This is a genomic window from Rathayibacter sp. AY1F8 (assembly GCF_002932165.1).
In the GTDB taxonomy this organism is placed as follows: Bacteria; Actinomycetota; Actinomycetes; order Actinomycetales; family Microbacteriaceae; genus Rathayibacter.
In genome coordinates this window covers 305837-324737 of the sequence record NZ_PSVB01000001.1, presented here as the reverse complement: position 1 = coordinate 324737, position 18901 = coordinate 305837, and the positions used below count along the sequence as shown (strand labels likewise).

Sequence of the window (18901 nt, the reverse complement as noted above, 5' to 3'; positions counted from 1 at the left end):
GGCCGCGCGGACTCACTCCGCGTGCCGCAGGCGGTGCCGCCGGACCGCGGCCCGGTTCGCGCAGCGGACGGAGCAGTACCGCTGCCGGCCGTTCCGCGTCACGTCGACGACGACGTTCCGGCAGTGGTCGCCCGGCGCCCGACCGGCCTCGCACCGCAGGAGGCGGCTCATCCCCCGGGTCGTCAGGTGCAGCGCCGTGCCCACCGCGATGACGGCGTGGAGGACGTGCGCCAGGGACTGGTCCTGGTCGCGGTAGTGCAGGTGCCAGCCCTCGTCGTCGTGGTCGGTCAGGCGCGGATACGCGGCGATCGCGGCCATCTGGCGGTTCAGCGACGTCGCCCGGTCGCTCGGAGTCGGCGCGTCGACCACTTCCAGCCACTCGTCGATCACGTCGCGCGTCCGGGCGTGGTCGTCCGGGCCGGACTCGAAGGCCATCGTCATGCCGTATTCGCGCGTTCGAGCCTCGATGCCCTCGCGGTCGGACGGCCAGTCGTTCGCGAGGGAGGCGGCGAGCAGGACCGCGTACTCGCCGTAAGGGTTGAGCTGCATAAGACCATGACAGCACAGTGGCTCCCATGCGCACCTCCACACCCTCCCCGCACCCCTCCGAGCCGCTCGCCCCCGCCGTCGATCCGCACGAGCACGGCTGGACGACCGAGTCGGCCCACCGGACCAGCGAGGGCGTCGTCGTGTACGTCCGCTGCGTCGGCTGCGGGACGCGGCGCGTGGACGTGCGGACCGGGCACCAGGATCCCCCTGCCGCTCTCAGCCGCGTCCTGCCCGCCTCCGACCACCGCTCGCGGGGTGGAGCAGCGAGCGGCCGCGGGAGGATGAGGGCATGATCGCCGACCTGACCCTCCCCTGCGACGCCGGCCCCGAGGAGAGGAGCCTCCTCCTCCGCCGCGCGGTGCTCGACGACCTCCCCGCGCTCGTCCGGCTCCTCTCCGACGACCCGATCAGCGCCGGGCGCGGAGACGTCGCCGCCGAGGAGGACGGGGCCGCCTACGAGTCCGCCTTCCGGAGCATCGCGCAGGACCCGGGCAACGATCTCGTGGTCGCGATCGACCGCACCGGAGCCGTGGTGGGCACGCTGCAGCTGACCGTGATCCCCGGGATGGCGCGCCGCGGCAGCTCCCGCCTGCTCGTCGAAGCGGTCCGGGTGGCGAGCGCCGAGCGGTCGGCGGGGATCGGCACGGCCCTGATGCGCTGGGTGCTGGACGTCGCTGCGATCGAGCTCCGCACGCCGCTCGTCCAGCTGACCTCGGACGCCGCCCGCACCGACGCCCACCGCTTCTACCTGCGCCTGGGCTTCGTCGACTCGCACGTGGGCTTCAAGCGCCGCGTCGAGCTGCCGGGCTCGTAGCGGCGGTGCGGGCAGCCCGTCCGGACGCCTGATCGGCGTGTCCCCGCAAGCACGACCGGCGCAGGAGGGGACGCCCCGAGCGGAGGCCCGGACGGCACTGCTCGCCTCTCCCCGGCCGACGTGATTGGCTGGCCCGATGAGAACCGAGACCCGTCAGGGCGTCCCCCTCCTGCTCCTCGACGACGACGGAGGCGCGCTCTCGACCCCGGACGACGCGATCGCGCTGATCGGCGAGACCTACGGCGGCGACGTCGAGACGATCGTGGTGCCCGTCGGCCGGCTCGACCCCGAGTTCGTCCGCCTGCGCTCCGGCATCGCCGGCGAGTTCGTGCAGAAGTTCGTCTCGTACGGCAAGCGGCTGGTGATCCTCGGCGACGTCAGCGGGCCGGTGGCGGAGTCGAGCGCGCTGCAGGCCTTCGTCGTCGAGTCGAACCGCGGCGACCACCTCTGGTTCGCCGCCGACCTCGAGGCGCTCGACGCCCGCCTCCGCAGCTCCGGCACCGCGACCGAGCCCGGCGCCGACGGCGGAGTGGAGCCGACGCCCGGCCCCGCCCGCTGATGCCCCTGCTCCAGCCCGGCCCCGACGGCTCTCCACCCGAGGTCGACGGTCCGGTCCGCCTCCTCCTGCTCGCCGACACGCACCTCCCGAAGCGGGCGAAGGCCCTCCCGGACGAGGTGTGGCGCGCGGTCGACGAGGCCGACCTGGTCGTGCACGCGGGCGACTGGGTCGACGAGGCGACACTGGACGCGCTGGAGGAGCGGGCGGCGCTCCTGCTGGCCGCGTGGGGCAACAACGATCCGGAGCCGCTGCGCGCCCGCCTGCCCGAGGTCGCGCGCGCCCGCGTCGCCGGCCTCGACGTCCGCGTGGTGCACGAGACCGGAGCGGCGACCGGCCGCGAGACCCGCGCCGACGCCGCCCATCCGGGTGCCGACGTGCTCGTCTTCGGGCACAGCCACATCCCCTGGGACACCGTCTCCCCGGCGGGTCTCCGCCTGCTCAACCCGGGCTCCCCGACGGATCGGAGGCGCCAGCCGGCCTGCACCTTCCTGACGGCCATCGCCGACGACGGAGTGCTCCGCGACGTGCACCTGACCGCCCTGCCGCTCCGGGCACGAACCATTCCCGGCGGCGGCGCAAGGGGGTCACAGAGCATTTAGGTCGGCCTAAGCTCACCTGGATGAGCAGCTCACACGACCACCCCGACTCCGCGCACCTGCGCCCGGAGGGTCTCGACGACGCCACCGTGGCGGCGCTCGGGAAGCTCTCGGAGGCGCTCGAGACGGTCGAGCACGCCCGCGGTCTGCTCTACGGCTTCCACCGGCTCACCGGCGCGGCCGACCTCGCTCTGGGCGAGGCCGTCGACGCGCTGCGCGAGGCCGGCCACGCCGCGACCGCCGAGCGGATCGAGGCCGAGCTCGTCGGCCGCAACGTCATCGAGGGGCGCTGGACCTTCCAGATCGTCGAGGACTACGACGACACCTACTACGCCGCGTTCCGGGAGCAGGAGCGCGCCGCGCGCGACGAGCTCGCAGGCGGACGCCGCCACCTCTTCGAGTCCGAGATGAAGGAGGACCGCCGCTCCGGCGGCCGCCGCCACCACGAGTCGCGCCCGGAGGCGGGCTCGTGAACGCCGTCATCCGGATGCACGCCTCGTCGCTGCGGGTCAAGGCGGTCACGCCGGGCCGCGGCGGACGCGGCACGCCTCCCGAGCCCGAGGCGACGATGCGGCGCACCACGCTCAGCATCGACGGCCGCCGCTTCCTCCTCGCCGTCTCCCTCGACACCGAGGAGCTCGAGAAGCGCCTGGTCGAGGCCGTGCGCAACCGCGGCGACATGGTGAGCTTCACGGTCGCCGGCGAGCGGGAGGTCTGCGTGCTGGTCTCCCCGGGCGTCGCGGTCATCCTCGAGCACGAGGACGTCCCGGTCGAGGATCCCGACGCCGAGGACGCGCCGATCCTGTACGACGACGTCGAGTACCTGACCTGATCCGTCGGCGGCCGGTCCCGGCCGCCGGTCCGGGCGCGGCCTCTCGACTCGGGTCGTCCGTCCGCTCAGACCGCCCCGGTGCTCGCCCACAGGTGGAACGCCGCGTGCGCCCGGTGCGGCCGCCATGCCTGCGACGCCGCCTCCGCCTCCGCCGTGCTCACCCGGCCGAGCGCCTTCCGCAGCACCAGGTCGCCGGCGGGAAAGGCGTCCGGATCGCCGAGGAACCGGAGCGCGAGGTAGTCGGCCGTCCACGGCCCGATGCCCGGGATCGCGAGGAGCGCGCGCCGCTGCTCCGGCAGGTCGCCCGCGCGGTCGAGCACGGGTCCGGCGGCGAAGGCCTCGGCGACGGCCCGGACCGTCCGCGCCCGGGCGTTGGTGATCCCGATCGCCGAGCGCAGCGCCTCGAACTCCGGCGCGAGCAGGGCGGCGGGTTCGGGGAACGCCAGCAGACCGCGCTCCCCCGGGGCGCCGAAGGCCGCGGCGGTCCGTCCGCCGAAGGTCCGGGCCGCGGCGACGGACACCTGCTGGCCGAGGACCGCCATCACCGCCGCCTCGAACGCCTCCGGGTACTGCGTCGCGCGCAGCCCCGGTCGGGCCGCGACGGAGCGGGCGAGCAGCGGGTCCCGCGAGAGCTCGGCGCCGATCGCCACGACGTCGGAGTCGAGGTCGAACCAGGCACGGACGACCGCGGCCGCCGGCGTCAGCACGTCCGGCTCCGCCTCCACCCGCAGCCCGGTCTCCGTCACCTCGAGCGCGATCGGCCGCGGCGCCCCGTCGAGGGTGAGCAGGCGCTCCAGGCGCCGGCCGTCGGCCGAGACCCGCTCCACTCCGGGGAGGGCGTGGTTGCGGAGGAGGCTCGCGGCGCCGGCGGAGTCGAAGGGCCCGAGGGCCGGCAGGTCGAGGGAGGACGTCTCGTTCAGGGGAGCAGGACCGTCTTGCCGCGCGCGCGGCCCGACTCGACGAGGGCGAGCGCGGCGGCCGCCTCGGTCAGCGGGAAGGAGGGCCCGAGCACGACCTCGAGCTCCCCGCGACCGGCGCGGTCGAGCAGGCCCGGCCGGGCGGCGTCGCGGAGCGCGGTGCCGGGATCGGCTCCCGGTCCGCCGCCGAGCAGCAGGATGCCGCCGAGGCGGGCGGCGTGCTCGAAGCCGGCGACGGTGGCGATGCGCGAGCGGTCGGCGACCAGAGCCACCGAGGCGTCCAGCGCCTCGTCGGTGCCCGCCGTGTCCAGCGCGACGTCGACGCCGCCGGGGGCCAGGAGGCGCACGCGCTCCTCCAGCCCGGCGCCGTAGCGGACCGGCTCCGCGCCGAAGCGGCGGACGACCTCCTCGCCGCGCTCGCTCGTGGTGCCCAGCACCCGTGCTCCGCGGGCGACCGCGAGCTGCACCGCGAGCGAGCCGACGGCTCCGCTCGCCCCGTGCACCAGGACGGTGTCCCCGGAGGAGACGCGGGTGGCCTCGACGAGGTGCTCGGCGGTCGTCCCGGCCAGCAGCAGGCCCGCGGCCGCCGCCCAGCCGAGCCCGGCGGGCTTGGGCAGGACCGCGCTCGCGGGCGCGACCAGCTCGGCGGAGTAGCCGCCGGAGACCCGGAACGCCACGACCTCGTCGCCCACGCGGATCTGGCCGAGCGGCCCCTCGGCCCCCTCGCCGACCGCGGTCACGACTCCGGAGACCTCGCTGCCCGGCCGGACCGGCACCCGACCGCGCCCGAACATCCCGCGCAGGAGCTTCGCATCGGCCGGGTTCACGCCCGCGGCGCGCACCGCGATCCGCACCCTGCCGGGCGTCGGCTCCCCCGGATCGACCTCGACGGCGCGCAGCGCCTCCGGCCCGTCGAATCCCTCGGCCTGCATCGCGACGACCATGCGTCCGCCTCCCGTCCCCGGGCGCCTGCGCACCCGAGCGCGACGCTAGCAGCAGCGTCCGATCCCCGGACCCCCTGCGGAGAGCGCGGCAGCCGACCGAGAACGCCCGTTCTGGTAGCGCCTACCATGGAGGGATGTCCCCGATCCTCGACGAGCGCCCTCCCCGCGAGGCGATCCTCGCGGCCGCCGACCGGCTCTACTACGAGCGCGGCATCCAGTCCGTGGGGATGGACGAGCTCCGCACGGCCGCGGGCGTCTCGCTGAAGCGCCTCTACTCGGAGTTCCCGAGCAAGGAGTCGGTGGTGGTCGCCGTCCTGCACGGCCGGCACGAGCAGTGGACCCTCGGCGTGACCACCCGGGTCGCCGCGGCGGACGGACCTCGCGGCAAGCTGCTCGCGATCTACGACTTCCTCTTCGACTGGTTCTCCGAGGACTCGTTCCGCGGCTGCGGCTTCATCAACGCCTTCGGGGAGCTCGGCTCGTCGAACCCGATGGTCGCCGAGATGGCGCGCGACCACAAGGAGACGTTCCAGCGCTTCCTCGCGACCCTCGCCGAGGAGGCGGGTGGCGGCGCCGAGCTCGCCGCGCAGCTCGCGATCCTCGCCGAGGGCGCCCAGACCACCGCGGCCATCGCCGGAACCCCGGAGGCCGCCCTGCACGCGCGTCGCGCCGCCGAGATCCTCATCGACGCGGAGACGCGCCCCGTCTGAGGCGCGCCGCGCTCGGGATCAGGCCTCGCCGCCCCCGGGCGGGCCGACCACCAGCAGCGCCGCGAAGACGACGGCGACCAGAGCCAGGACCAGCGCCCCGGCGAGCACGGGCCGCGCGAGCGCCCAGCGGAGGAGCCGGCTCGTCACGCGCCGGTCGCGCGGGTCGTCCGTGGCGTGCGTCCGCCACGGGCCCTCCAGCAGGCCGCGGCGCTCGAAGCCGCGCTCCAGCGGGACCGTCGCGTAGGGCACGACCGCGCTGACGACCGCGAGCGCCGTCGCGCCCGCCGACCACCGCTGGTTCACCGCGAGCACCAGGGCCGCGGCTCCGTAGGCGAGGAACGCGAACCCGTGGATCGGCCCGGCGACGCTCACCGGCCAGTCGCCGGCTCCGGCCGCGTACTTCAGCAGCATCCCGACGATCAGGAGAGTCCAGGTCACCGCCTCGACGATCGACAGCAGGCGGAAGAGGCGGCGCGGGCTCATGGGATCGGCTCCGTTCGGTCCGCGGCGACGCGGCTCGGGGTCGGTCGAGGGTCGCCCGGAGCCTACGGGAGCACGCTCGCGAGGAACCTGAGCGGACGAGGACCGCTCGGGGCGCTCAGCCCAGCCAGCCGGTGAGCGAGAGGGCCGTCACCGCGCCGACCAGGCCCGCGGCGACGAGGGCGACCGTGCCCGTGACTCCGCTGCGGGAGGGGGCTGCGGCGGGGCCGCCGGCCAGGCGCGCCCAGAGCCGGCGTGCCACCTCCTCGACGGAGGGGCGGTCGGCCGGATCGAGAGCGGTCATCGCGGTCAGCAGCTCGCGCCACTCCGCCGGGACCGTCTCCGGGACGACGGGCGCGTGGTGGAGGCGCTGGATCGAGATCTCGAGCGTCGTGCCGATGTAGGCCCTGCGGCCCGAGACGGCCTCGAGGAGGACCAGCCCGAGCGAGTAGACGTCGGACGCCGGTCCGACCGGGCCGGAGCCGAGGCTCTCGGGGCTGAGGTACGCGGCGGTGCCCACCAGCACGTCGGAGCGGGTGAGCCGGGCGTCGTCGACCGAGCGGGCGATCCCGAAGTCGCTGAGCTTGGCCTCGTGCGCGGAGAAGCCGGATGCGGTGGCGCGCGAGCGGACGAGGACGTTCTCGGGCTTCACGTCGCGGTGGAGGACGCCCTGCGCGTGCAGGTGCGCGAGAGCGTCGGCCACTTGAGCGCCGACCTCCGCGATGAGCCGCGGATCGCCGGAGCCGAACCAGTCGGCCGCCGGGTCGCTGCGGTCGAAGTACTCGAGGACGAGGAACGCGAGGTCGCCCTCCTCGCCGGGGATCTCGCCCTGGTCGAGGACGTCCACCACGGAGGCGTGACGCGAGTCGATCAGGAAGCGGATCTCGCGCTCGCGACGCGCCCGCTCGTTGGGGGTATCCGGGACGCCGCGGTGGACCTTGACCGCGACCTGGCGGGCGAGGCGGAGGTCGCGGGCGCGGTAGACGACGGCGCTGCCGCCCTCCCCCACCCGCTCGAGCACGAGGTAGCGACCGGCCAGGGTGGAGCCGACCAGCGGATCCACGACGTCGGCGGGGAGCGGCTGCAGGCGGTCGAGTTCGTCCAGCACGGGCAGCTCCCTTCGCGAATGAGTCACTAGCTCGTCTAACTAGTAGTCCCTTCGTAGTGGTCGCCGCCCTTCCAGGCAAGCACCTCGGGGGAGGTTGGCTTGTCTAGATGTTCTTGCTACGAGACTGTCTAGACTGTTCGGCATGGATGAGGTCACGCTGAAGCGACCCGGGGCCTTCTGGTTCTCGGGTGAGGCGACCGAGCCCGGAGCGGTGGAGGTCCTCGCCGCGATGCGCGCCTTCCGCACGGCGGAGGCCGCGATGCGCCGACGGACCCGCGGATCCATGGGCATGGGCGAGAACGACCTGCTGGCCGTGCAGTTCCTCATGCGCCGCCAGCAGAAGGGCGTGCACGTCAGCCCGAAGGACCTGGCCTCCTACCTCGGCATCTCCTCCGCCTCCACGACCGTGCTGATCGACCGGCTGGTCAAGAGCGGGCACGTGGTCAGGGAGCCGCACCCGAGCGACCGCCGGGCCATCCGCATCGTCGCCACCCCCACCTCCCACCGCGAGGTGCGCGAGACGCTCGACGAGATGCACCGCCGCATGCTCGAGGCGGCCGAGACGCTCAACCCCTCCGAGGCCGGGACCGTCATCCGCTTCCTGCAGACGATGCGCGACATCGTCGAGCGCCCGGCCGACTCCGAGACGGTCGACGCCGCCCAGGAGCTCGCGGGCGAGCCGATCGGCGAGTACGCCGACGGCGTGCTGGAGCAGCGCCGCGCCTGACCGGCGTCCCCGCGGCCGTGGCCGCGCGTCCCCAGGAGTTCACTCCGAGGGTCTTCTGCCGCGCCCCGGATCCGTCGGAGAATCGAGTCGTCCGGCGGCGATGGACAGAAAACGCACTCCGCGACGTAAGTAGCTAGCTCAACTAGTAGGAAGTCTTTCTAGCGATATAGAGTGACGGACGTCAGCCACTCGCACGTCAGATCGGAGCACACCATGGGCAACATCCTGTACGGCACTCCCCCCGCCGCCATCGAGGTCGAGGACCGCGCCCTCGCCCACCTCCAGATCGTCATCATCAACAAGTTCCGCCGCGACGAGCGCTTCCTGCTCACCCTCGACGCGAGCCCCCAGGCCGGCACCGGCCGCCGCGGCGTGTGGATGCATCCGACCATCCCGATCCAGTTCGAGTTCAAGGGCAGCCGCCAGCCCACGATCAACCCGGAGTGGGTCGAGGCCCTCATGGAGCGCGCCAACAGCGGCGCCGGCCTCCGCATCGTGCCCGAGCCGACGAGCAACGCCGCCGTCCCGCTGCGCCGCGCCGAGCCCGCCGCCTGACCCTCCGCGCCGGAGCCGCTCCCGATCAGGCGCCGCCGCCGCACACCGACACGACCCGCCTTCCCGCCCGGGAGGCGGGTTCCGTCGTCTCCGGGCCTGAGAACCCCGGGAGCGCGCTCGCAAGTGGTTGACATTCCGCGCCACGGTCAGGGTCGCAGTCTTACACTGCTCCTGCGGCACGGGGTCGTTCCGGCGGGCTCGTCCCTGCTGTCGCACGCATGACCGGCCGCCGGCCGCTCGGGCCCCCCTCTCGAGCGACCGGCGGACGGCTGCGCGGCGCACCCGAAGCGCCGTCCGCGAGGTCCGCCGGAACCAGGAGCGGCCAGATGACCCACGGAACGAACAGCCTCACCACCACCGTCGACGAGGTGCGCCCGGGCGACCTCTTCTGCGCCGTCGTCGCCCACGAGACCGAGCAGTGGCGCGTCGTCGCCGTCCTCGGCATCCGCGTCCTCGCCGAGCGGGTCTCCGGAGGAGACCGCCGCAGCTTCACGCTCCGCTTCGTGCGCCACCAGCTCTCGCCGGACGTGCTCATCGCGAGGGGCGCCGCAGCGAACCGCTAGGGGATCAGGCGCTCCGCGCGGTAGCGGTCGAAGAGCGCCGTGAACGAGTCGACCGTCCGGTGGAACGCCGTGAAGCCGGCGAGGCGGGACTTGCCGATGTCGGTGACGACCTCGAGGTTCCGGCCGAGGTCGGCGTCGGTGTGCCACCAGGAGGCGACGCGGGAGAGGTCGGGCTCGATCAGCCCGTGCTCGTCGACGAGGCGCCGCCAGACGGGCTCGGCACCGGCCATCTGCTGCTCGAGCGGCTGCGGCTCCTCCCCCGGGCCGACCGGCTCGACGCCGAAGTGCTCCGCGATCCGGGTCCACATCCAGCGCCAGCGGAAGACGTCGCCGTTGACCACGTTGAAGGCCTGGTCGCGGCCCGCCTCCGACGTCGACGCCCAGAGCATCTGCTCGGCGAGGATCGTCGCGTCGGTCATGTCGGTGAGTCCGTTCCACTGCGTCAGCGAGCCGGGGAACACGAGCGGGGTGCCCTCGGCACGGTGGATCGACGCAGCGACCGCGAGGGTCAGCCCCATGTTCATCGCGTTGCCGACGGCGTGCCCGATGACCGTGTGCGAGCGGTGCACCGACCAGGTGAACCCGGCGCGCCCGGCCGCGGCGAAGAGCTCGTCCTCCTGCGCGTAGTAGAAGTTCGGGGCGTCGAGGCGCTCCTCCTCCTCGTGGAACGGGGTGTCGGGCATCGCGCCCTGCCCGTACGCCTCGAACGGGCCGAGGTAGTGCTTGAGGCCGGTCACCAGCGCGACGTGCTCGACGGGAGCGTGCGCGAGCGCGGCGAGGAGGTCGCGGACCATGCCGCTGTTGACCGCGATGTTCTCCTCCTCCGTCGCCTGGCGCGACCAGGCGGTGAAGAAGACGTGCGTGGGGCGCTGGTCGGCGAGCACGCGGGCCAGGTCCTCGGCGGAGCGCAGGTCGGCGGCGAGCGGAGTGACGCCGGGGCGCGCGTCGATCGGGCGGCGCGAGAGGGCGGTCACCGGCCACCCCTGCTCGGTGAGCAGGTCGACGAGGGCGGAGCCGCCGATGCCCGTCGCACCGACGACGAGGGCGCTGCGGGGGTCGGACGGGGGGACGGGAGTGGTGGAGGACATCCCCTGGACCAACAGCCCCGGGGGCGAGGCATTCCCCGATCCGGGCGTCACGGAGGGACACCGGAGGTCACGGAGGGACACCGGGCGTCACGGGCGGACCGCGGACCGGGCTCCTCCCCTACCGTCGAGTACGAGCCGCCCGGAATGGGCGCAGCGGAACAGGAGCCGACGATGACCGCGACCGATCTGCGGGCCGTGCCCGAGGTGGACTACGAGGAGCTGGCGGGGCGGTTCCGGCCGCTGTTCGCCGAGATCGCGGCGGGAGCGGCGGCGCGGGAGAGCGCACGCGAGCTGCCGGTCGCGCAGATCCGAGCGCTGGCGGACGCCGGGTTCGGCGCGGTGCGCGTGCCGCTGGAGTCCGGCGGGGCCGGCGCGAGCCTCCCCCAGCTGTTCCGCCTGCTGACGGAGCTGGCCGCCGCCGACTCCAACCTGCCCCAGGCGCTCCGCGGCCACTTCGCCCTGGTCGAGGACCGGCTGCTCGCGACCGACGGGACCCGCGAGCGCTGGCTCCGGCGCTTCGCCGACGGCGAGCTCGGCGGCAACGCCTGGACCGAGGTCGGCACGGTCGCGATCGGCGACGTGCAGACGAAGGTCGCTCCGGTCGAGGGCGACCCGACGCGGTTCACGGTGACCGGCACGAAGTACTACTCCACCGGCAGCGTCTTCGCCGACTGGATCGACACCTTCGCCCAGCGCACCGACACCGGGCAGAAGGTGATCGCGATCGTCGACGCTCGCCAGGCGGGCGTCGAGCACGCCGACGACTGGGACGGCTTCGGCCAGCGCACCACAGGCTCGGGGACGAGCACCTTCACGGAGGCGGTGGTCGCGGCCGAGGACGTGATCGACTTCGAGACCCGGTTCCGCTACCAGACCGCGTTCTACCAGGCGGTGCTGCTGGCCGTGCTGGCGGGCTCGATCGCGGGGGCCGAGCGCGAGATCGCAGCCGAGGTGCGGGCGCGGACCCGGATCTTCTCGCACGGGAACGCCGAGTCGTTCGCGGCGGATCCGCAGATCCTGCAGGTGGTGGGACAGGTCTCGGCCGCCGCCTATGCGGGAGCGGCGATCGTGGAGCGCGCGGCGGTCGCGCTGCAGCGGGCGCACGAGGCGGCCCTCGACGGCGACCCGCTCGAGGACGAGCGGCAGAACGACCTCGCCGAGCTCGAGACGGCGCAGGCCCAGATCGTCCTGACGCAACTGGCCACCCGGGCGACCTCCGACCTCTTCGACGCGCTGGGCGCCTCCGGGGTGAGCACCCGCAAGAACCTCGACCGGCACTGGCGCAACGCGCGCACGGCCGCGAGCCACAATCCGTGGGTGTTCAAGGCGCGGATCGTCGGCGACCACGCAGTCAACGGCACCGTGCCGCCGCGGGTCTGGGCGATCGGCGCGGGGCCGAAGCGTTAGTCGCCCCCGGCGCCGGCCGGGGGCGGTGGACAGCCGACAAGGGCGGAGGAGAGGATCGAGGGGGCGGCGACGCGGCCGCCGCGGACGAGGGGGCTCGCGATGATCCGGACGACGACCGCGAGGGGCGCTGGTGCGCTGCTCGCTTGCGGGGCGGGGCTGCTCGCGCTGAGCGGCTGCACGGGAAGCGCCGACGAGGGGACCGCCCCGACGACCGCTCCACCGCTGGTCTCGAGCGCACCGACGACGAGCAGTGCCGTGCCGACCGCTAGCGCCGGCAGCGCGACTCCGCTGCCCACCGCGACCCCGGCCACCGCCCTGCTCCCCTGCGAGGACCTGCTCACCGCCGACGAGGAGGGGTCGCTCGCCGAGGACGGTCTCGCCCCCTCGCCCGAGGCGACGGTCTACGACGCCGACTACCCCGTCGTGCAGGAGATCGCCGAGGACGGGGTGCTCTGCCGGTGGAGCGGCCAGGGCGACGTGTCGGTCGTGGTCGGGCAGCTGGCGGTCCCGGACGCGGAGTGGCCTGACCGGAGCGCCGCGCTCCTCGCCGACGGGTTCACCGCCGACGACACCGCGGCTCCGGGCTTCCTCGACGGGCCCGACGGACCGGACGAGAGCTACCCCGGCCGCGGCGTCCTCCACCGCGACGGCGTCCTCTACTACGTGAGCTACCCCGGGATCGTCGGCTCGATCGTGCCGCTCTCCGGCTGAGGCGGCGGATCGAGAGCCCAGGGCGGGCGCCCGTGGACGGCACTGCTCCCCGTGGTCAATTGCTCGCCGTGGTGGTCGAACGACAGCGGGACTCCCGCCTCGGCGCACTCACGGCCGATCAGGTCCATGGCGTTCCAGAAGTACTCGCTCGCTCGTCGATCCCCGGAGATCGCGGAGAGCAGATTGCTCGTGGCGAGACGAGCAGCGTCGGACGCGATCGAGTTCGAGGAGCTCTCGTCGAAGCCCTCGAGGGCTTCGCGAAACGGTGGACGCAGAACGGGATCGAGTTCCGGCGCGTAGTCGTTCCACGTGCGCTCGAGCGGGACACAGGGAGCGGCCTCCTGATCGCCTCCCGGCTCGGTGCAGCCCACGAGGAGCAGCACGGATACGAGTACCGCCGATGAGGCGGTCGTGCGGTCCACCATCGTTCATCGCTCGATGTGCATCGTCCCCGTCGTGACCCAGACCGCGCAGGCCTTCTTGCGATATTCCGGGGCACTGGTCTCGACGATGTGATCGCAGGTCGAGACGCCGGTGTACCACTTCACGCACCCCCCTAGAAACTCGTCCTCGCAGTTCTTGTTCGGCTGAATCGGAGCGGCCGTGGCCACCTGCGCCCCGAGAACCGACGTCAGCGCCAGCGCGACGACAGCGAGACCGGACCCGAACCACAGAGAACTCTTCATGACGTCTCCTCATTCGCCGGCAGATCCATCGGGTCCTGGGACCGTATCCATCGCGGAGAGGGTGTCGGACGGTCGGCGCGAACTCGACACATGGAGGCGCGGGCCGGGCCCTCGAGAAGGGGTAGCGTCGACAGGTGCGATTCCCGTGGCGTTCCCGAGACAGCGAGCGACTGCCGCGGGACGTGCTCGTGCTGGGGGTCGTCGCCTTCTTCGTGATGCTGGGGTTCGGCGTCGTCGTGCCGGTGCTGCCGACCTACGTGCGCAGCTTCGGCGTCGACTACACGGCGGTCGGCGCGGTCGTCTCGGCGTTCGCGCTGATGCGGCTGGTCGCGAATCCGTTCGTGGGGCCGCTCGTCGACCGGTTCGGCGAGCGGGTCGTGCTCGCCGTCGGCATCGGCATCGTCGCGCTCTCCTCGGCGCTGGTCGGCTTCGCCTCCGACTACCCGCACCTCCTCCTGCTGCGCGGAGTCGGCGGCATCGGCTCCGCGATGTTCTCCGTCGCGGCGATGACGCTCCTCCTGCGCACCGCGAGCCCGGAGCGGCGCGGCCGCTCGATCGGCTTCTACCAGGGCGGTTTCCTGCTCGGCGGCATGGCGGGCCCCGCGGTGGGCGGCGTGCTCACGGCGATCTCGCTCACCGCCCCCTTCTTCTTCTACGCCGGCACGCTCGCGATCGCGGGGCTCGTCGGGCTGATCCTGCTGCAGCGGCCGGAGCGCGACGCGGCACCGTCCGCCGCGGCGAGGACGAAGCCGCTGCGCGAGGTGGCTCGCGACCGCCGGTACCAGAGCGCGGTGCTGGCGAACTTCGCCCTCGGCTGGTCGGCGATGGGCGTCCGCGCGACGCTCGTCCCCGTGCTCGTCGTCGAGGGGCTCGGCGGGCAGCCCGCCTGGACCGGCATCGCCTTCGCGATCGCCGCGGTGGTGCAGACGATCGCGCTAGCACCCGCCGGCCGCTTCGTCGACACGGTCGGCCGGCGCCCGGCGCTGATCGGCGGATTCTCCGTCGCGGCGGTGGCGATGCTGGCGATGCCGTTCGTCTCGGAGCTGTGGCTGCTCGTCGTGCTGCTCTGCGTCTACGGAGCGGCGGCCGCCTTCATGGGCACGGCCCCGGGTGCGCTGGTCGGTGACGCCGCGGGCGAGCGCGGCGGCAAGCCGGTCTCGGTGTTCCAGGCCGCGTCCGACCTGGGCGGCGTGATCGGGCCGCTGCTCGCAGGCGCTCTCGCCGACGCCGCATCGCCGACCGCGGCCTTCGCCTCCGCCTTCGTGCTGCTGGCGGCGAGCGCGCTGCTCGGCCTGCGGATCCCGCGCTCGCGGATCGCCTAGCTGTTCCGCCCGCGGGCGTCGACGGGCCAGACGGCGCCGCCGCCGTCGCGGAGGAGGACGCGGTACTCGTCGGCCAGGTTCACCGCGACGCAGACGTGGTTCGGCGCGATCCGCACCCGCGTCCCCACGGGCAGGTCGACACCGGTGATCGTCGCATGGTGCTCCGAGAGCACCGGGATGCGCGCCTCCGGGTGCTCCGGGAGGCGGCCGAAGCCGCTCGAGGCCGCGCCACGATCGGAGGAGAGCACCTTGCTTCCCGCGTCGGCGATCAGGTGGTCGCCGCGGCGGGACACGATCGTGGCGAGGACGGTGACGGCGATGTCCCCGGGCGTCATCGTGCCGATCTCCCACTGCTGGGCGTCGCCGAGGGCCGAGACCCCGGGGCGCAGCTCCGTGAGCACCGAGGAGTCGGCGAACGCGGCCGAGGGGGTCGAGCCTCCGCTGACCACGCGGGCCTCGACTCCGGACGCCGCGAGGGACGCGACCGACTCGGCGAGCGCGCGCGCCTCGTCGCGGGCGGCCGCCGCTCCGTTGCCGGCCGCGTAGCTGTGGCCGGGGAAGGTGAAGACGCCGGCGACGTCGAGCCCGGCCGAGACGGCGGCCGCGGCGATCGCGCCGGCCTCGGCGGGGAGCACGCCGCTGCGGTGGTGGCCGGAGTCGATCTCGACGACGACCTCGAGCCCCTCGCGCTCGGGCAGGGCCGCGGCCAGGCGCTCGGCCGACTCCGCCGAGTCGACGCCGACCCGCACACGGGCGCTCGCGAGGACGTGGCGGAGCCGCCCGGCGCGCTCGGCGTCGAGCCAGAGCGGGTAGGCGATGAAGAGGTCGCGGATCCCTCCCGCGGCGAAGACCTCGGCCTCCGAGACGGTCGCGACCGTGAGCCCGACGGCCCCCGCGGCGAGCTGGCGCCGGGCGATCTCGAGCGACTTGTGCGTCTTCGCGTGGGGGCGGAGCGCCAGGCCCCGCTCGCGGGCCGCCGCGGCAACGGCGGCGATGTCGCGGTCGAGCACCGCCTCGTCGAGCACCAGCGCCGGAGTGGCGAGAGCGTCGAGCACGGCGGAGCGGGCGGAGGAGTCGGCGGCGGCGGTATCGACGGTCACTCGCCGAGCCTAGGCCGCACCACCGGCCCGCGTCCGGCCGTCAGGGCGGCCTCGGGCCGGTCCGCCGCCCGGTCGTCGAGCCCCGCGGAAGGCCCCGCGGAAGGATCCCGTCGAGCAGGACACGTCGTCGACTTCGGAGGCGGCCGCGCCGCTCCGCTCCATCGCCGTCTTCCGGATCGCCCACCTCTCCGCCGGGACGCTCTCGACGACGCTCCTGGGCTTCGACGTGGTCGGGCTGAGCACTCTCGTCCACTGACCGTTCATCCACCGCGGGATGCGGGGAGGACCCCGGCGCTGCCAGGCTGAGCGGATGACTCCGCAGTCCTCCCGCCTCCGGCCCTTCGGCCCGTCCGGCGCCACCGTCACCCGGCTGACCCTCGGCACCTCCTGGCGCCCCGATCGCGTCGCCGACCTCGACCGGGTGCCGGCCCTCGAGCGCGTCCTCGACTCCGACGCCGCCACCCGCGCCGTCTCCGTCGTCGACACGTCCAACGAGTACGCCGGCGGCCACAGCGAGCGCCTGATCGGCGAGGCCCTGCAGGCCCGCGGCGGCGTCCCCGAGGGGATCACCGTGGTCACCAAGCTCGACCGCGACCCGAGCACCGGCAGCTACTCGGCCGAGCGGATGCGCCGCAGCCTCGACGAGAGCCGCGAGCGCCTCGGGATGGACGTCCTCCCCCTGCTCTACCTGCACGACCCGGAGCGCATCTCGTACGACGAGGCCTTCGCCGAGGACGGCCCGGTCCGCGCGCTCGTCGCGATGAAGGAGGCGGGCGTCGCCCTCTCGATCGGGATCTCCGGCGGACCCGCGCCGATGCTGCGCCACTACGTCGACACCGGCCTGTTCGACGCCGTGATCACCCACAACCGCTTCACGCTGGTCGACCGCTCCTCCGAGGAGCTGATCGACGCGTCCGTCGACCGCGGCGTGATCGTGGTCAACGCGGCGGTCTACGGCGGAGGCGCCCTCGCACGCTGGCCGGAGCCGGTCGCCTCCTACGCCTACCAGCCGGCGCCGCGCGAGATCGTCGACGCCGTCGCGGCGATGGGAGCGGCCTGCGACCGGGCGGGCGTGCCGCTCGCCGCCGCCGCGCTGCAGTTCTCGACGCGCGACCCCCGCGTGACGACGACGGTCGTCGGCGCCACCTCCGCCGAGCACTACGACTCCTTCGCGGCCGACGACGCGCTCGAGATCCCCGACGCGCTGTTCGAGGAGCTGGAGTCGCTCGCTCCGCCGAGCACCGTCTGGCAGGACGCGCCCGGGTCGACCTGGCCGCGCTGATCCGGGCATAGCCGGGCTCTCCTCCCGGTTGGAGCACGTGACCCCCTCCGCGAGATGCCGCCGGCGTGCGCCCTCACCGGCGTATCGCGTACCGAAGCGGCGTTCCGCGGAGAAGCACGACAGGAGAGACATGACCGACACCGCCTTGTTCCAGCCGCTGACGCTCCGCTCGAGGACCGCGCGCAACCGCCTCTGGGCGGCACCGATGTGCCAGTACTCGGTGGAGGCGCAGGACGGCGTGCCCACCTCGTGGCACCTCGTGCACCTCGGCGGGCTCGCGCGCGGCGGGTCGGGCGTCGTCATCGCGGAGGCCACCGCCGTCGTCCCCGAGGGGCGGATCAGCCCCTGGGACACCGGGCTGTGGAACGACGAGCAGCGCGACGCCTGGGCTCCGATCGTCGAGTTCGTGCACGGGCAGGGCGCGCTCGCGGGCGTGCAGCTCGCCCACGCGGGCCGGAAGGCGTCGACCTACCGCGAGTGGAGCGGACGCGGATCCGTGCCGCTGGAGGACGGCGGCTGGCCGACCGTCGCTCCCTCGGCCGTCGCGTTCGAGGGCTACGCGGAGCCGCGCGAACTGGCGGCGGAGGAGCTGCCCGGCCTCGTCGAGGCGTTCCGCACCTCCGCCCGCCGCGCCGCGGACGCCGGCTTCGACGTGATCGAGCTGCACGCCGCGCACGGGTACCTGCTCCACCAGTTCCTGTCGCCGCTCTCGAACACCCGCGAGGACTCCTACGGCGGCTCGCTCCAGAACCGGGCGCGCCTGCTGCTCGAGGTCGTCCGCGCGGTCCGCGCCGAGATCGGGGAGCTCGTGCTGCTCGTCCGCTTCTCCGCGACCGACTGGGCCGAGGGCGGCTGGACGCTGGAGGAGACGATCACCGTCTCGGAGTGGGCGCGCGCCGAGGGCGTGGACCTCTTCGACGTGTCGACCGGCGGACTCGTGCACGCCAGCATCCCGGTGGCGCCGCTCTATCAGGTGCCGTTCGCGCGCGACCTGCGGAAGGCGACCGGTGCGCTGGTCGGTGCCGTGGGACTCATCACCACGGCGGAGCAGGCGGAGGGCGTGGTCGCGAACGGCGACGCCGACGTCGTGCTGCTCGCGCGCGAGCTGCTGCGCGATGCGAACGCACCGGTGCGGATGGCGCACGAGCTCGGCGCGGACCTGCCGGTGCCCCCGCAGTACACCCGGGCCTGGCGCTGAGCCATCAACCGCGAGATGCCACCTGTGCGCACGCCTCGCGGCGTGTCGTGTGCACAAGTGGCATCTCGCGGAGGAGAGCGGTCGGGCTCCCCGGAGGAGAGCGTCAGCTCTCGGAGGGCTCCTCGGGAGCGTCCTCCTCGGGGTTGAAGTGCGAGTCTCCGGAGACCCCCACCGCCAGCCCGTCCTCGGAGTGCGGGATGGTCTCGTCGTCGCCGAGACCGTTCGCCTTCTTCTCGCCCTCGGACGAGGCGGCTGCGTCGGTCACGGCTCAGGCCTCGACGTCGCCGCGCCAGGCACCGTCAGGGGTGCCCTGCTTCTCGATGTACTCCTTGAAGTTGTTCAGGTCCTTCTTCACGGCGTGGCTGCCGGCGCCGACGAGCGAGCCGAGCGTCTCGAGGAAGCCCTTCGGCTCCCAGTCGAGCTGCACGGTGACGCGGGTCTCGGTGTCGGAGAGCTTGTGGAAGGTGACGACGCCGGCGTGGTCGGTCTCGCCGCCGGTGCTGTTCCAGGCGACGCGCTCGTCGGGGTGCTGCTCGGTGATGTTCGCCTCGAACTCGCGCTCGACGGGGCCGACCTTCACCTTCCAGACGGTGAGGGTGTCGGTGACCTGCTGGATCGACTCGACCTCGTCGAGGAAGCGCGGGAACTCCTCGAACTGGGTCCACTGGTTGTAGGCGACGGACACGGGGACGTTGACGTCGACGGTCTCGATGATCTGCGGCACGGTGGTGCTCCTTGCTGTCTCACTCGGTG

General features: G+C 73.8%; 26 protein-coding genes. 15 read left to right on the top strand and 11 right to left on the bottom strand.

Features of this window, described 5'->3' with window-relative positions; all coding sequences use genetic code 11:
• Window positions 1-12 precede the first annotated feature (12 nt).
• Window positions 13-549, bottom strand: coding sequence for a CGNR zinc finger domain-containing protein (locus C5C35_RS01525; RefSeq protein ID WP_104262385.1), 537 nt, complete (start codon window positions 547-549; stop codon window positions 13-15).
• Between the two features lie 26 nt (window positions 550-575).
• Here C5C35_RS01525 and C5C35_RS01520 point away from each other — a divergent pair, with 26 nt between their 5' ends.
• The 6 genes from C5C35_RS01520 (at window position 576) to C5C35_RS01495 (ending at window position 3350) form a co-directional block, all read left to right on the top strand.
• Entirely contained in the window at window positions 576-842 is a 267-nt protein-coding gene (locus C5C35_RS01520) for a hypothetical protein (protein WP_104247006.1), read from the top strand.
• Complete coding sequence (locus tag C5C35_RS01515; RefSeq protein WP_104262384.1) at window positions 839-1363, top strand: GNAT family N-acetyltransferase; 525 nt, start codon at window positions 839-841, stop codon at window positions 1361-1363. Before C5C35_RS01520 ends, C5C35_RS01515 begins: the two co-directional genes overlap by 4 nt.
• Before the next feature lie 136 nt (window positions 1364-1499).
• A complete protein-coding gene (locus C5C35_RS01510; RefSeq protein ID WP_104262383.1) occupies window positions 1500-1922 on the top strand; it encodes a DUF4180 domain-containing protein in 423 nt (140 codons plus the stop codon).
• Window positions 1922-2521, top strand: a complete 600-nt coding sequence (locus C5C35_RS01505; RefSeq protein WP_104262382.1) for a metallophosphoesterase — start codon at window positions 1922-1924, stop codon at window positions 2519-2521. The genes C5C35_RS01510 and C5C35_RS01505 overlap by 1 nt, the downstream gene beginning before the upstream one ends.
• Before the next feature lie 20 nt (window positions 2522-2541).
• Window positions 2542-2991 (top strand): hypothetical protein, encoded by a 450-nt coding sequence (locus tag C5C35_RS01500; RefSeq protein ID WP_104224173.1) that lies wholly within the window; start codon window positions 2542-2544, stop codon window positions 2989-2991.
• Entirely contained in the window at window positions 2988-3350 is a 363-nt protein-coding gene (locus C5C35_RS01495) for a hypothetical protein (RefSeq protein ID WP_104224172.1), read from the top strand. Before C5C35_RS01500 ends, C5C35_RS01495 begins: the two co-directional genes overlap by 4 nt.
• Window positions 3351-3415: 65 nt before the next feature.
• Here the strand turns inward: C5C35_RS01495 and C5C35_RS01490 are convergent, their stop codons facing one another.
• Together C5C35_RS01490 and C5C35_RS01485 are read right to left on the bottom strand one after the other, a co-directional pair.
• On the bottom strand, window positions 3416-4246 hold the full coding sequence (locus C5C35_RS01490; protein WP_258068961.1) for a DNA-3-methyladenine glycosylase: 831 nt from the start codon (window positions 4244-4246) through the stop codon (window positions 3416-3418).
• 20 nt (window positions 4247-4266) lie between these two features.
• The gene (locus C5C35_RS01485) at window positions 4267-5211 is read right to left on the bottom strand and encodes an NADP-dependent oxidoreductase (RefSeq protein ID WP_258068947.1); all 945 of its coding nucleotides are present in this window, start codon (window positions 5209-5211) and stop codon (window positions 4267-4269) included.
• A 134-nt stretch (window positions 5212-5345) separates the two neighbouring features.
• Here C5C35_RS01485 and C5C35_RS01480 point away from each other — a divergent pair, with 134 nt between their 5' ends.
• On the top strand, window positions 5346-5921 hold the full coding sequence (locus C5C35_RS01480) for a TetR/AcrR family transcriptional regulator (RefSeq protein WP_104224170.1): 576 nt from the start codon (window positions 5346-5348) through the stop codon (window positions 5919-5921).
• A gap of 18 nt (window positions 5922-5939) precedes the next feature.
• On the opposite strand, the gene C5C35_RS01475 is transcribed toward C5C35_RS01480, so the two are convergent.
• Window positions 5940-6404, bottom strand: a complete 465-nt coding sequence (locus C5C35_RS01475; protein WP_104225947.1) for a DUF3817 domain-containing protein — start codon at window positions 6402-6404, stop codon at window positions 5940-5942.
• 115 nt (window positions 6405-6519) lie between these two features.
• A complete protein-coding gene (locus C5C35_RS01470; protein WP_181133777.1) occupies window positions 6520-7509 on the bottom strand; it encodes a serine/threonine-protein kinase in 990 nt (329 codons plus the stop codon).
• Between the two features lie 142 nt (window positions 7510-7651).
• Between C5C35_RS01470 and C5C35_RS01465 the strand changes: the two genes are divergently transcribed.
• The 3 genes from C5C35_RS01465 to C5C35_RS01455 all read left to right on the top strand — a co-directional run bounded on the left by C5C35_RS01465 (window position 7652) and on the right by C5C35_RS01455 (window position 9354).
• On the top strand, window positions 7652-8236 hold the full coding sequence (locus tag C5C35_RS01465; protein ID WP_104224167.1) for a MarR family winged helix-turn-helix transcriptional regulator: 585 nt from the start codon (window positions 7652-7654) through the stop codon (window positions 8234-8236).
• A 213-nt stretch (window positions 8237-8449) separates the two neighbouring features.
• Window positions 8450-8791 carry an ATP-dependent DNA ligase gene (locus tag C5C35_RS01460; RefSeq protein WP_104224199.1) on the top strand — a complete coding sequence of 114 codons (342 nt, stop codon included), beginning with the start codon at window positions 8450-8452 and terminating at the stop codon, window positions 8789-8791.
• 326 nt (window positions 8792-9117) lie between these two features.
• Window positions 9118-9354 carry a hypothetical protein gene (locus C5C35_RS01455; protein ID WP_104225949.1) on the top strand — a complete coding sequence of 79 codons (237 nt, stop codon included), beginning with the start codon at window positions 9118-9120 and terminating at the stop codon, window positions 9352-9354.
• On the opposite strand, the gene C5C35_RS01450 is transcribed toward C5C35_RS01455, so the two are convergent.
• Complete coding sequence (locus tag C5C35_RS01450; RefSeq protein WP_104262379.1) at window positions 9351-10442, bottom strand: SDR family oxidoreductase; 1092 nt, start codon at window positions 10440-10442, stop codon at window positions 9351-9353. The two genes, C5C35_RS01455 and C5C35_RS01450, sit on opposite strands and share 4 nt — an antisense overlap.
• Window positions 10443-10613: 171 nt before the next feature.
• On the opposite strand from C5C35_RS01450, the gene C5C35_RS01445 reads away from it, so the two are divergent.
• Window positions 10614-11849 carry an acyl-CoA dehydrogenase family protein gene (locus tag C5C35_RS01445; RefSeq protein ID WP_104262378.1) on the top strand — a complete coding sequence of 412 codons (1236 nt, stop codon included), beginning with the start codon at window positions 10614-10616 and terminating at the stop codon, window positions 11847-11849.
• Between the two features lie 99 nt (window positions 11850-11948).
• Window positions 11949-12560, top strand: a complete 612-nt coding sequence (locus tag C5C35_RS01435) for a hypothetical protein (RefSeq protein ID WP_146084547.1) — start codon at window positions 11949-11951, stop codon at window positions 12558-12560.
• On the opposite strand, the gene C5C35_RS01430 is transcribed toward C5C35_RS01435, so the two are convergent.
• Both C5C35_RS01430 and C5C35_RS01425 read right to left on the bottom strand, forming a co-directional pair.
• Window positions 12518-12985, bottom strand: coding sequence for a hypothetical protein (locus tag C5C35_RS01430; RefSeq protein ID WP_104262375.1), 468 nt, complete (start codon window positions 12983-12985; stop codon window positions 12518-12520). The genes C5C35_RS01435 and C5C35_RS01430 overlap by 43 nt on opposite strands.
• Before the next feature lie 3 nt (window positions 12986-12988).
• Window positions 12989-13246 (bottom strand): hypothetical protein, encoded by a 258-nt coding sequence (locus tag C5C35_RS01425; protein ID WP_104262374.1) that lies wholly within the window; start codon window positions 13244-13246, stop codon window positions 12989-12991.
• 134 nt (window positions 13247-13380) lie between these two features.
• Between C5C35_RS01425 and C5C35_RS01420 the strand changes: the two genes are divergently transcribed.
• Window positions 13381-14568: an MFS transporter gene (locus tag C5C35_RS01420; protein ID WP_244229579.1), complete on the top strand. Its 1188-nt coding sequence runs from the start codon at window positions 13381-13383 to the stop codon at window positions 14566-14568.
• Here the strand turns inward: C5C35_RS01420 and C5C35_RS01415 are convergent.
• Window positions 14565-15668 carry an alanine racemase gene (locus tag C5C35_RS01415; RefSeq protein WP_258068945.1) on the bottom strand — a complete coding sequence of 368 codons (1104 nt, stop codon included), beginning with the start codon at window positions 15666-15668 and terminating at the stop codon, window positions 14565-14567. The genes C5C35_RS01420 and C5C35_RS01415 overlap by 4 nt on opposite strands.
• A gap of 310 nt (window positions 15669-15978) precedes the next feature.
• Here C5C35_RS01415 and C5C35_RS01410 point away from each other — a divergent pair, with 310 nt between their 5' ends.
• Both C5C35_RS01410 and C5C35_RS01405 read left to right on the top strand, forming a co-directional pair.
• The gene (locus C5C35_RS01410) at window positions 15979-16950 is read left to right on the top strand and encodes an aldo/keto reductase (protein WP_181134131.1); all 972 of its coding nucleotides are present in this window, start codon (window positions 15979-15981) and stop codon (window positions 16948-16950) included.
• Between the two features lie 130 nt (window positions 16951-17080).
• On the top strand, window positions 17081-18148 hold the full coding sequence (locus tag C5C35_RS01405; RefSeq protein ID WP_104262372.1) for an NADH:flavin oxidoreductase/NADH oxidase: 1068 nt from the start codon (window positions 17081-17083) through the stop codon (window positions 18146-18148).
• 103 nt (window positions 18149-18251) lie between these two features.
• Here C5C35_RS01405 and C5C35_RS16860 read toward each other — a convergent pair whose 3' ends face one another.
• The gene (locus tag C5C35_RS16860; RefSeq protein WP_181067804.1) at window positions 18252-18413 is read right to left on the bottom strand and encodes a hypothetical protein; all 162 of its coding nucleotides are present in this window, start codon (window positions 18411-18413) and stop codon (window positions 18252-18254) included.
• A 3-nt stretch (window positions 18414-18416) separates the two neighbouring features.
• Window positions 18417-18872, bottom strand: a complete 456-nt coding sequence (locus C5C35_RS01400) for an SRPBCC family protein (RefSeq protein ID WP_104224157.1) — start codon at window positions 18870-18872, stop codon at window positions 18417-18419.
• Between the last annotated feature and the right edge of the window lie 29 nt (window positions 18873-18901).

What these genes read in the sequence shown, in the direction of transcription:
- C5C35_RS01445 (WP_104262378.1), top strand. Translation starts at nt 10,614, where the DNA reads ATGACCGCGACCGATCTGCGGGCCGTGCCCGAGGTGGACTACGAGGAG.
- C5C35_RS01425 (WP_104262374.1), bottom strand. Translation starts at nt 13,246, where the DNA reads ATGAAGAGTTCTCTGTGGTTCGGGTCCGGTCTCGCTGTCGTCGCGCTG.
- C5C35_RS01475 (WP_104225947.1), bottom strand. Translation starts at nt 6,404, where the DNA reads ATGAGCCCGCGCCGCCTCTTCCGCCTGCTGTCGATCGTCGAGGCGGTG.
- C5C35_RS01485 (WP_258068947.1), bottom strand. Translation starts at nt 5,211, where the DNA reads ATGGTCGTCGCGATGCAGGCCGAGGGATTCGACGGGCCGGAGGCGCTG.
- C5C35_RS01510 (WP_104262383.1), top strand. Translation starts at nt 1,500, where the DNA reads ATGAGAACCGAGACCCGTCAGGGCGTCCCCCTCCTGCTCCTCGACGAC.
- C5C35_RS01465 (WP_104224167.1), top strand. Translation starts at nt 7,652, where the DNA reads ATGGATGAGGTCACGCTGAAGCGACCCGGGGCCTTCTGGTTCTCGGGT.
- C5C35_RS01500 (WP_104224173.1), top strand. Translation starts at nt 2,542, where the DNA reads ATGAGCAGCTCACACGACCACCCCGACTCCGCGCACCTGCGCCCGGAG.
- C5C35_RS01480 (WP_104224170.1), top strand. Translation starts at nt 5,346, where the DNA reads ATGTCCCCGATCCTCGACGAGCGCCCTCCCCGCGAGGCGATCCTCGCG.
- C5C35_RS01505 (WP_104262382.1), top strand. Translation starts at nt 1,922, where the DNA reads ATGCCCCTGCTCCAGCCCGGCCCCGACGGCTCTCCACCCGAGGTCGAC.
- C5C35_RS01515 (WP_104262384.1), top strand. Translation starts at nt 839, where the DNA reads ATGATCGCCGACCTGACCCTCCCCTGCGACGCCGGCCCCGAGGAGAGG.
- C5C35_RS01525 (WP_104262385.1), bottom strand. Translation starts at nt 549, where the DNA reads ATGCAGCTCAACCCTTACGGCGAGTACGCGGTCCTGCTCGCCGCCTCC.
- C5C35_RS01460 (WP_104224199.1), top strand. Translation starts at nt 8,450, where the DNA reads ATGGGCAACATCCTGTACGGCACTCCCCCCGCCGCCATCGAGGTCGAG.
- C5C35_RS01455 (WP_104225949.1), top strand. Translation starts at nt 9,118, where the DNA reads ATGACCCACGGAACGAACAGCCTCACCACCACCGTCGACGAGGTGCGC.
- C5C35_RS01435 (WP_146084547.1), top strand. Translation starts at nt 11,949, where the DNA reads ATGATCCGGACGACGACCGCGAGGGGCGCTGGTGCGCTGCTCGCTTGC.
- C5C35_RS01430 (WP_104262375.1), bottom strand. Translation starts at nt 12,985, where the DNA reads ATGGTGGACCGCACGACCGCCTCATCGGCGGTACTCGTATCCGTGCTG.
- C5C35_RS01520 (WP_104247006.1), top strand. Translation starts at nt 576, where the DNA reads ATGCGCACCTCCACACCCTCCCCGCACCCCTCCGAGCCGCTCGCCCCC.
- C5C35_RS01405 (WP_104262372.1), top strand. Translation starts at nt 17,081, where the DNA reads ATGACCGACACCGCCTTGTTCCAGCCGCTGACGCTCCGCTCGAGGACC.
- C5C35_RS01410 (WP_181134131.1), top strand. Translation starts at nt 15,979, where the DNA reads ATGACTCCGCAGTCCTCCCGCCTCCGGCCCTTCGGCCCGTCCGGCGCC.
- C5C35_RS01450 (WP_104262379.1), bottom strand. Translation starts at nt 10,442, where the DNA reads ATGTCCTCCACCACTCCCGTCCCCCCGTCCGACCCCCGCAGCGCCCTC.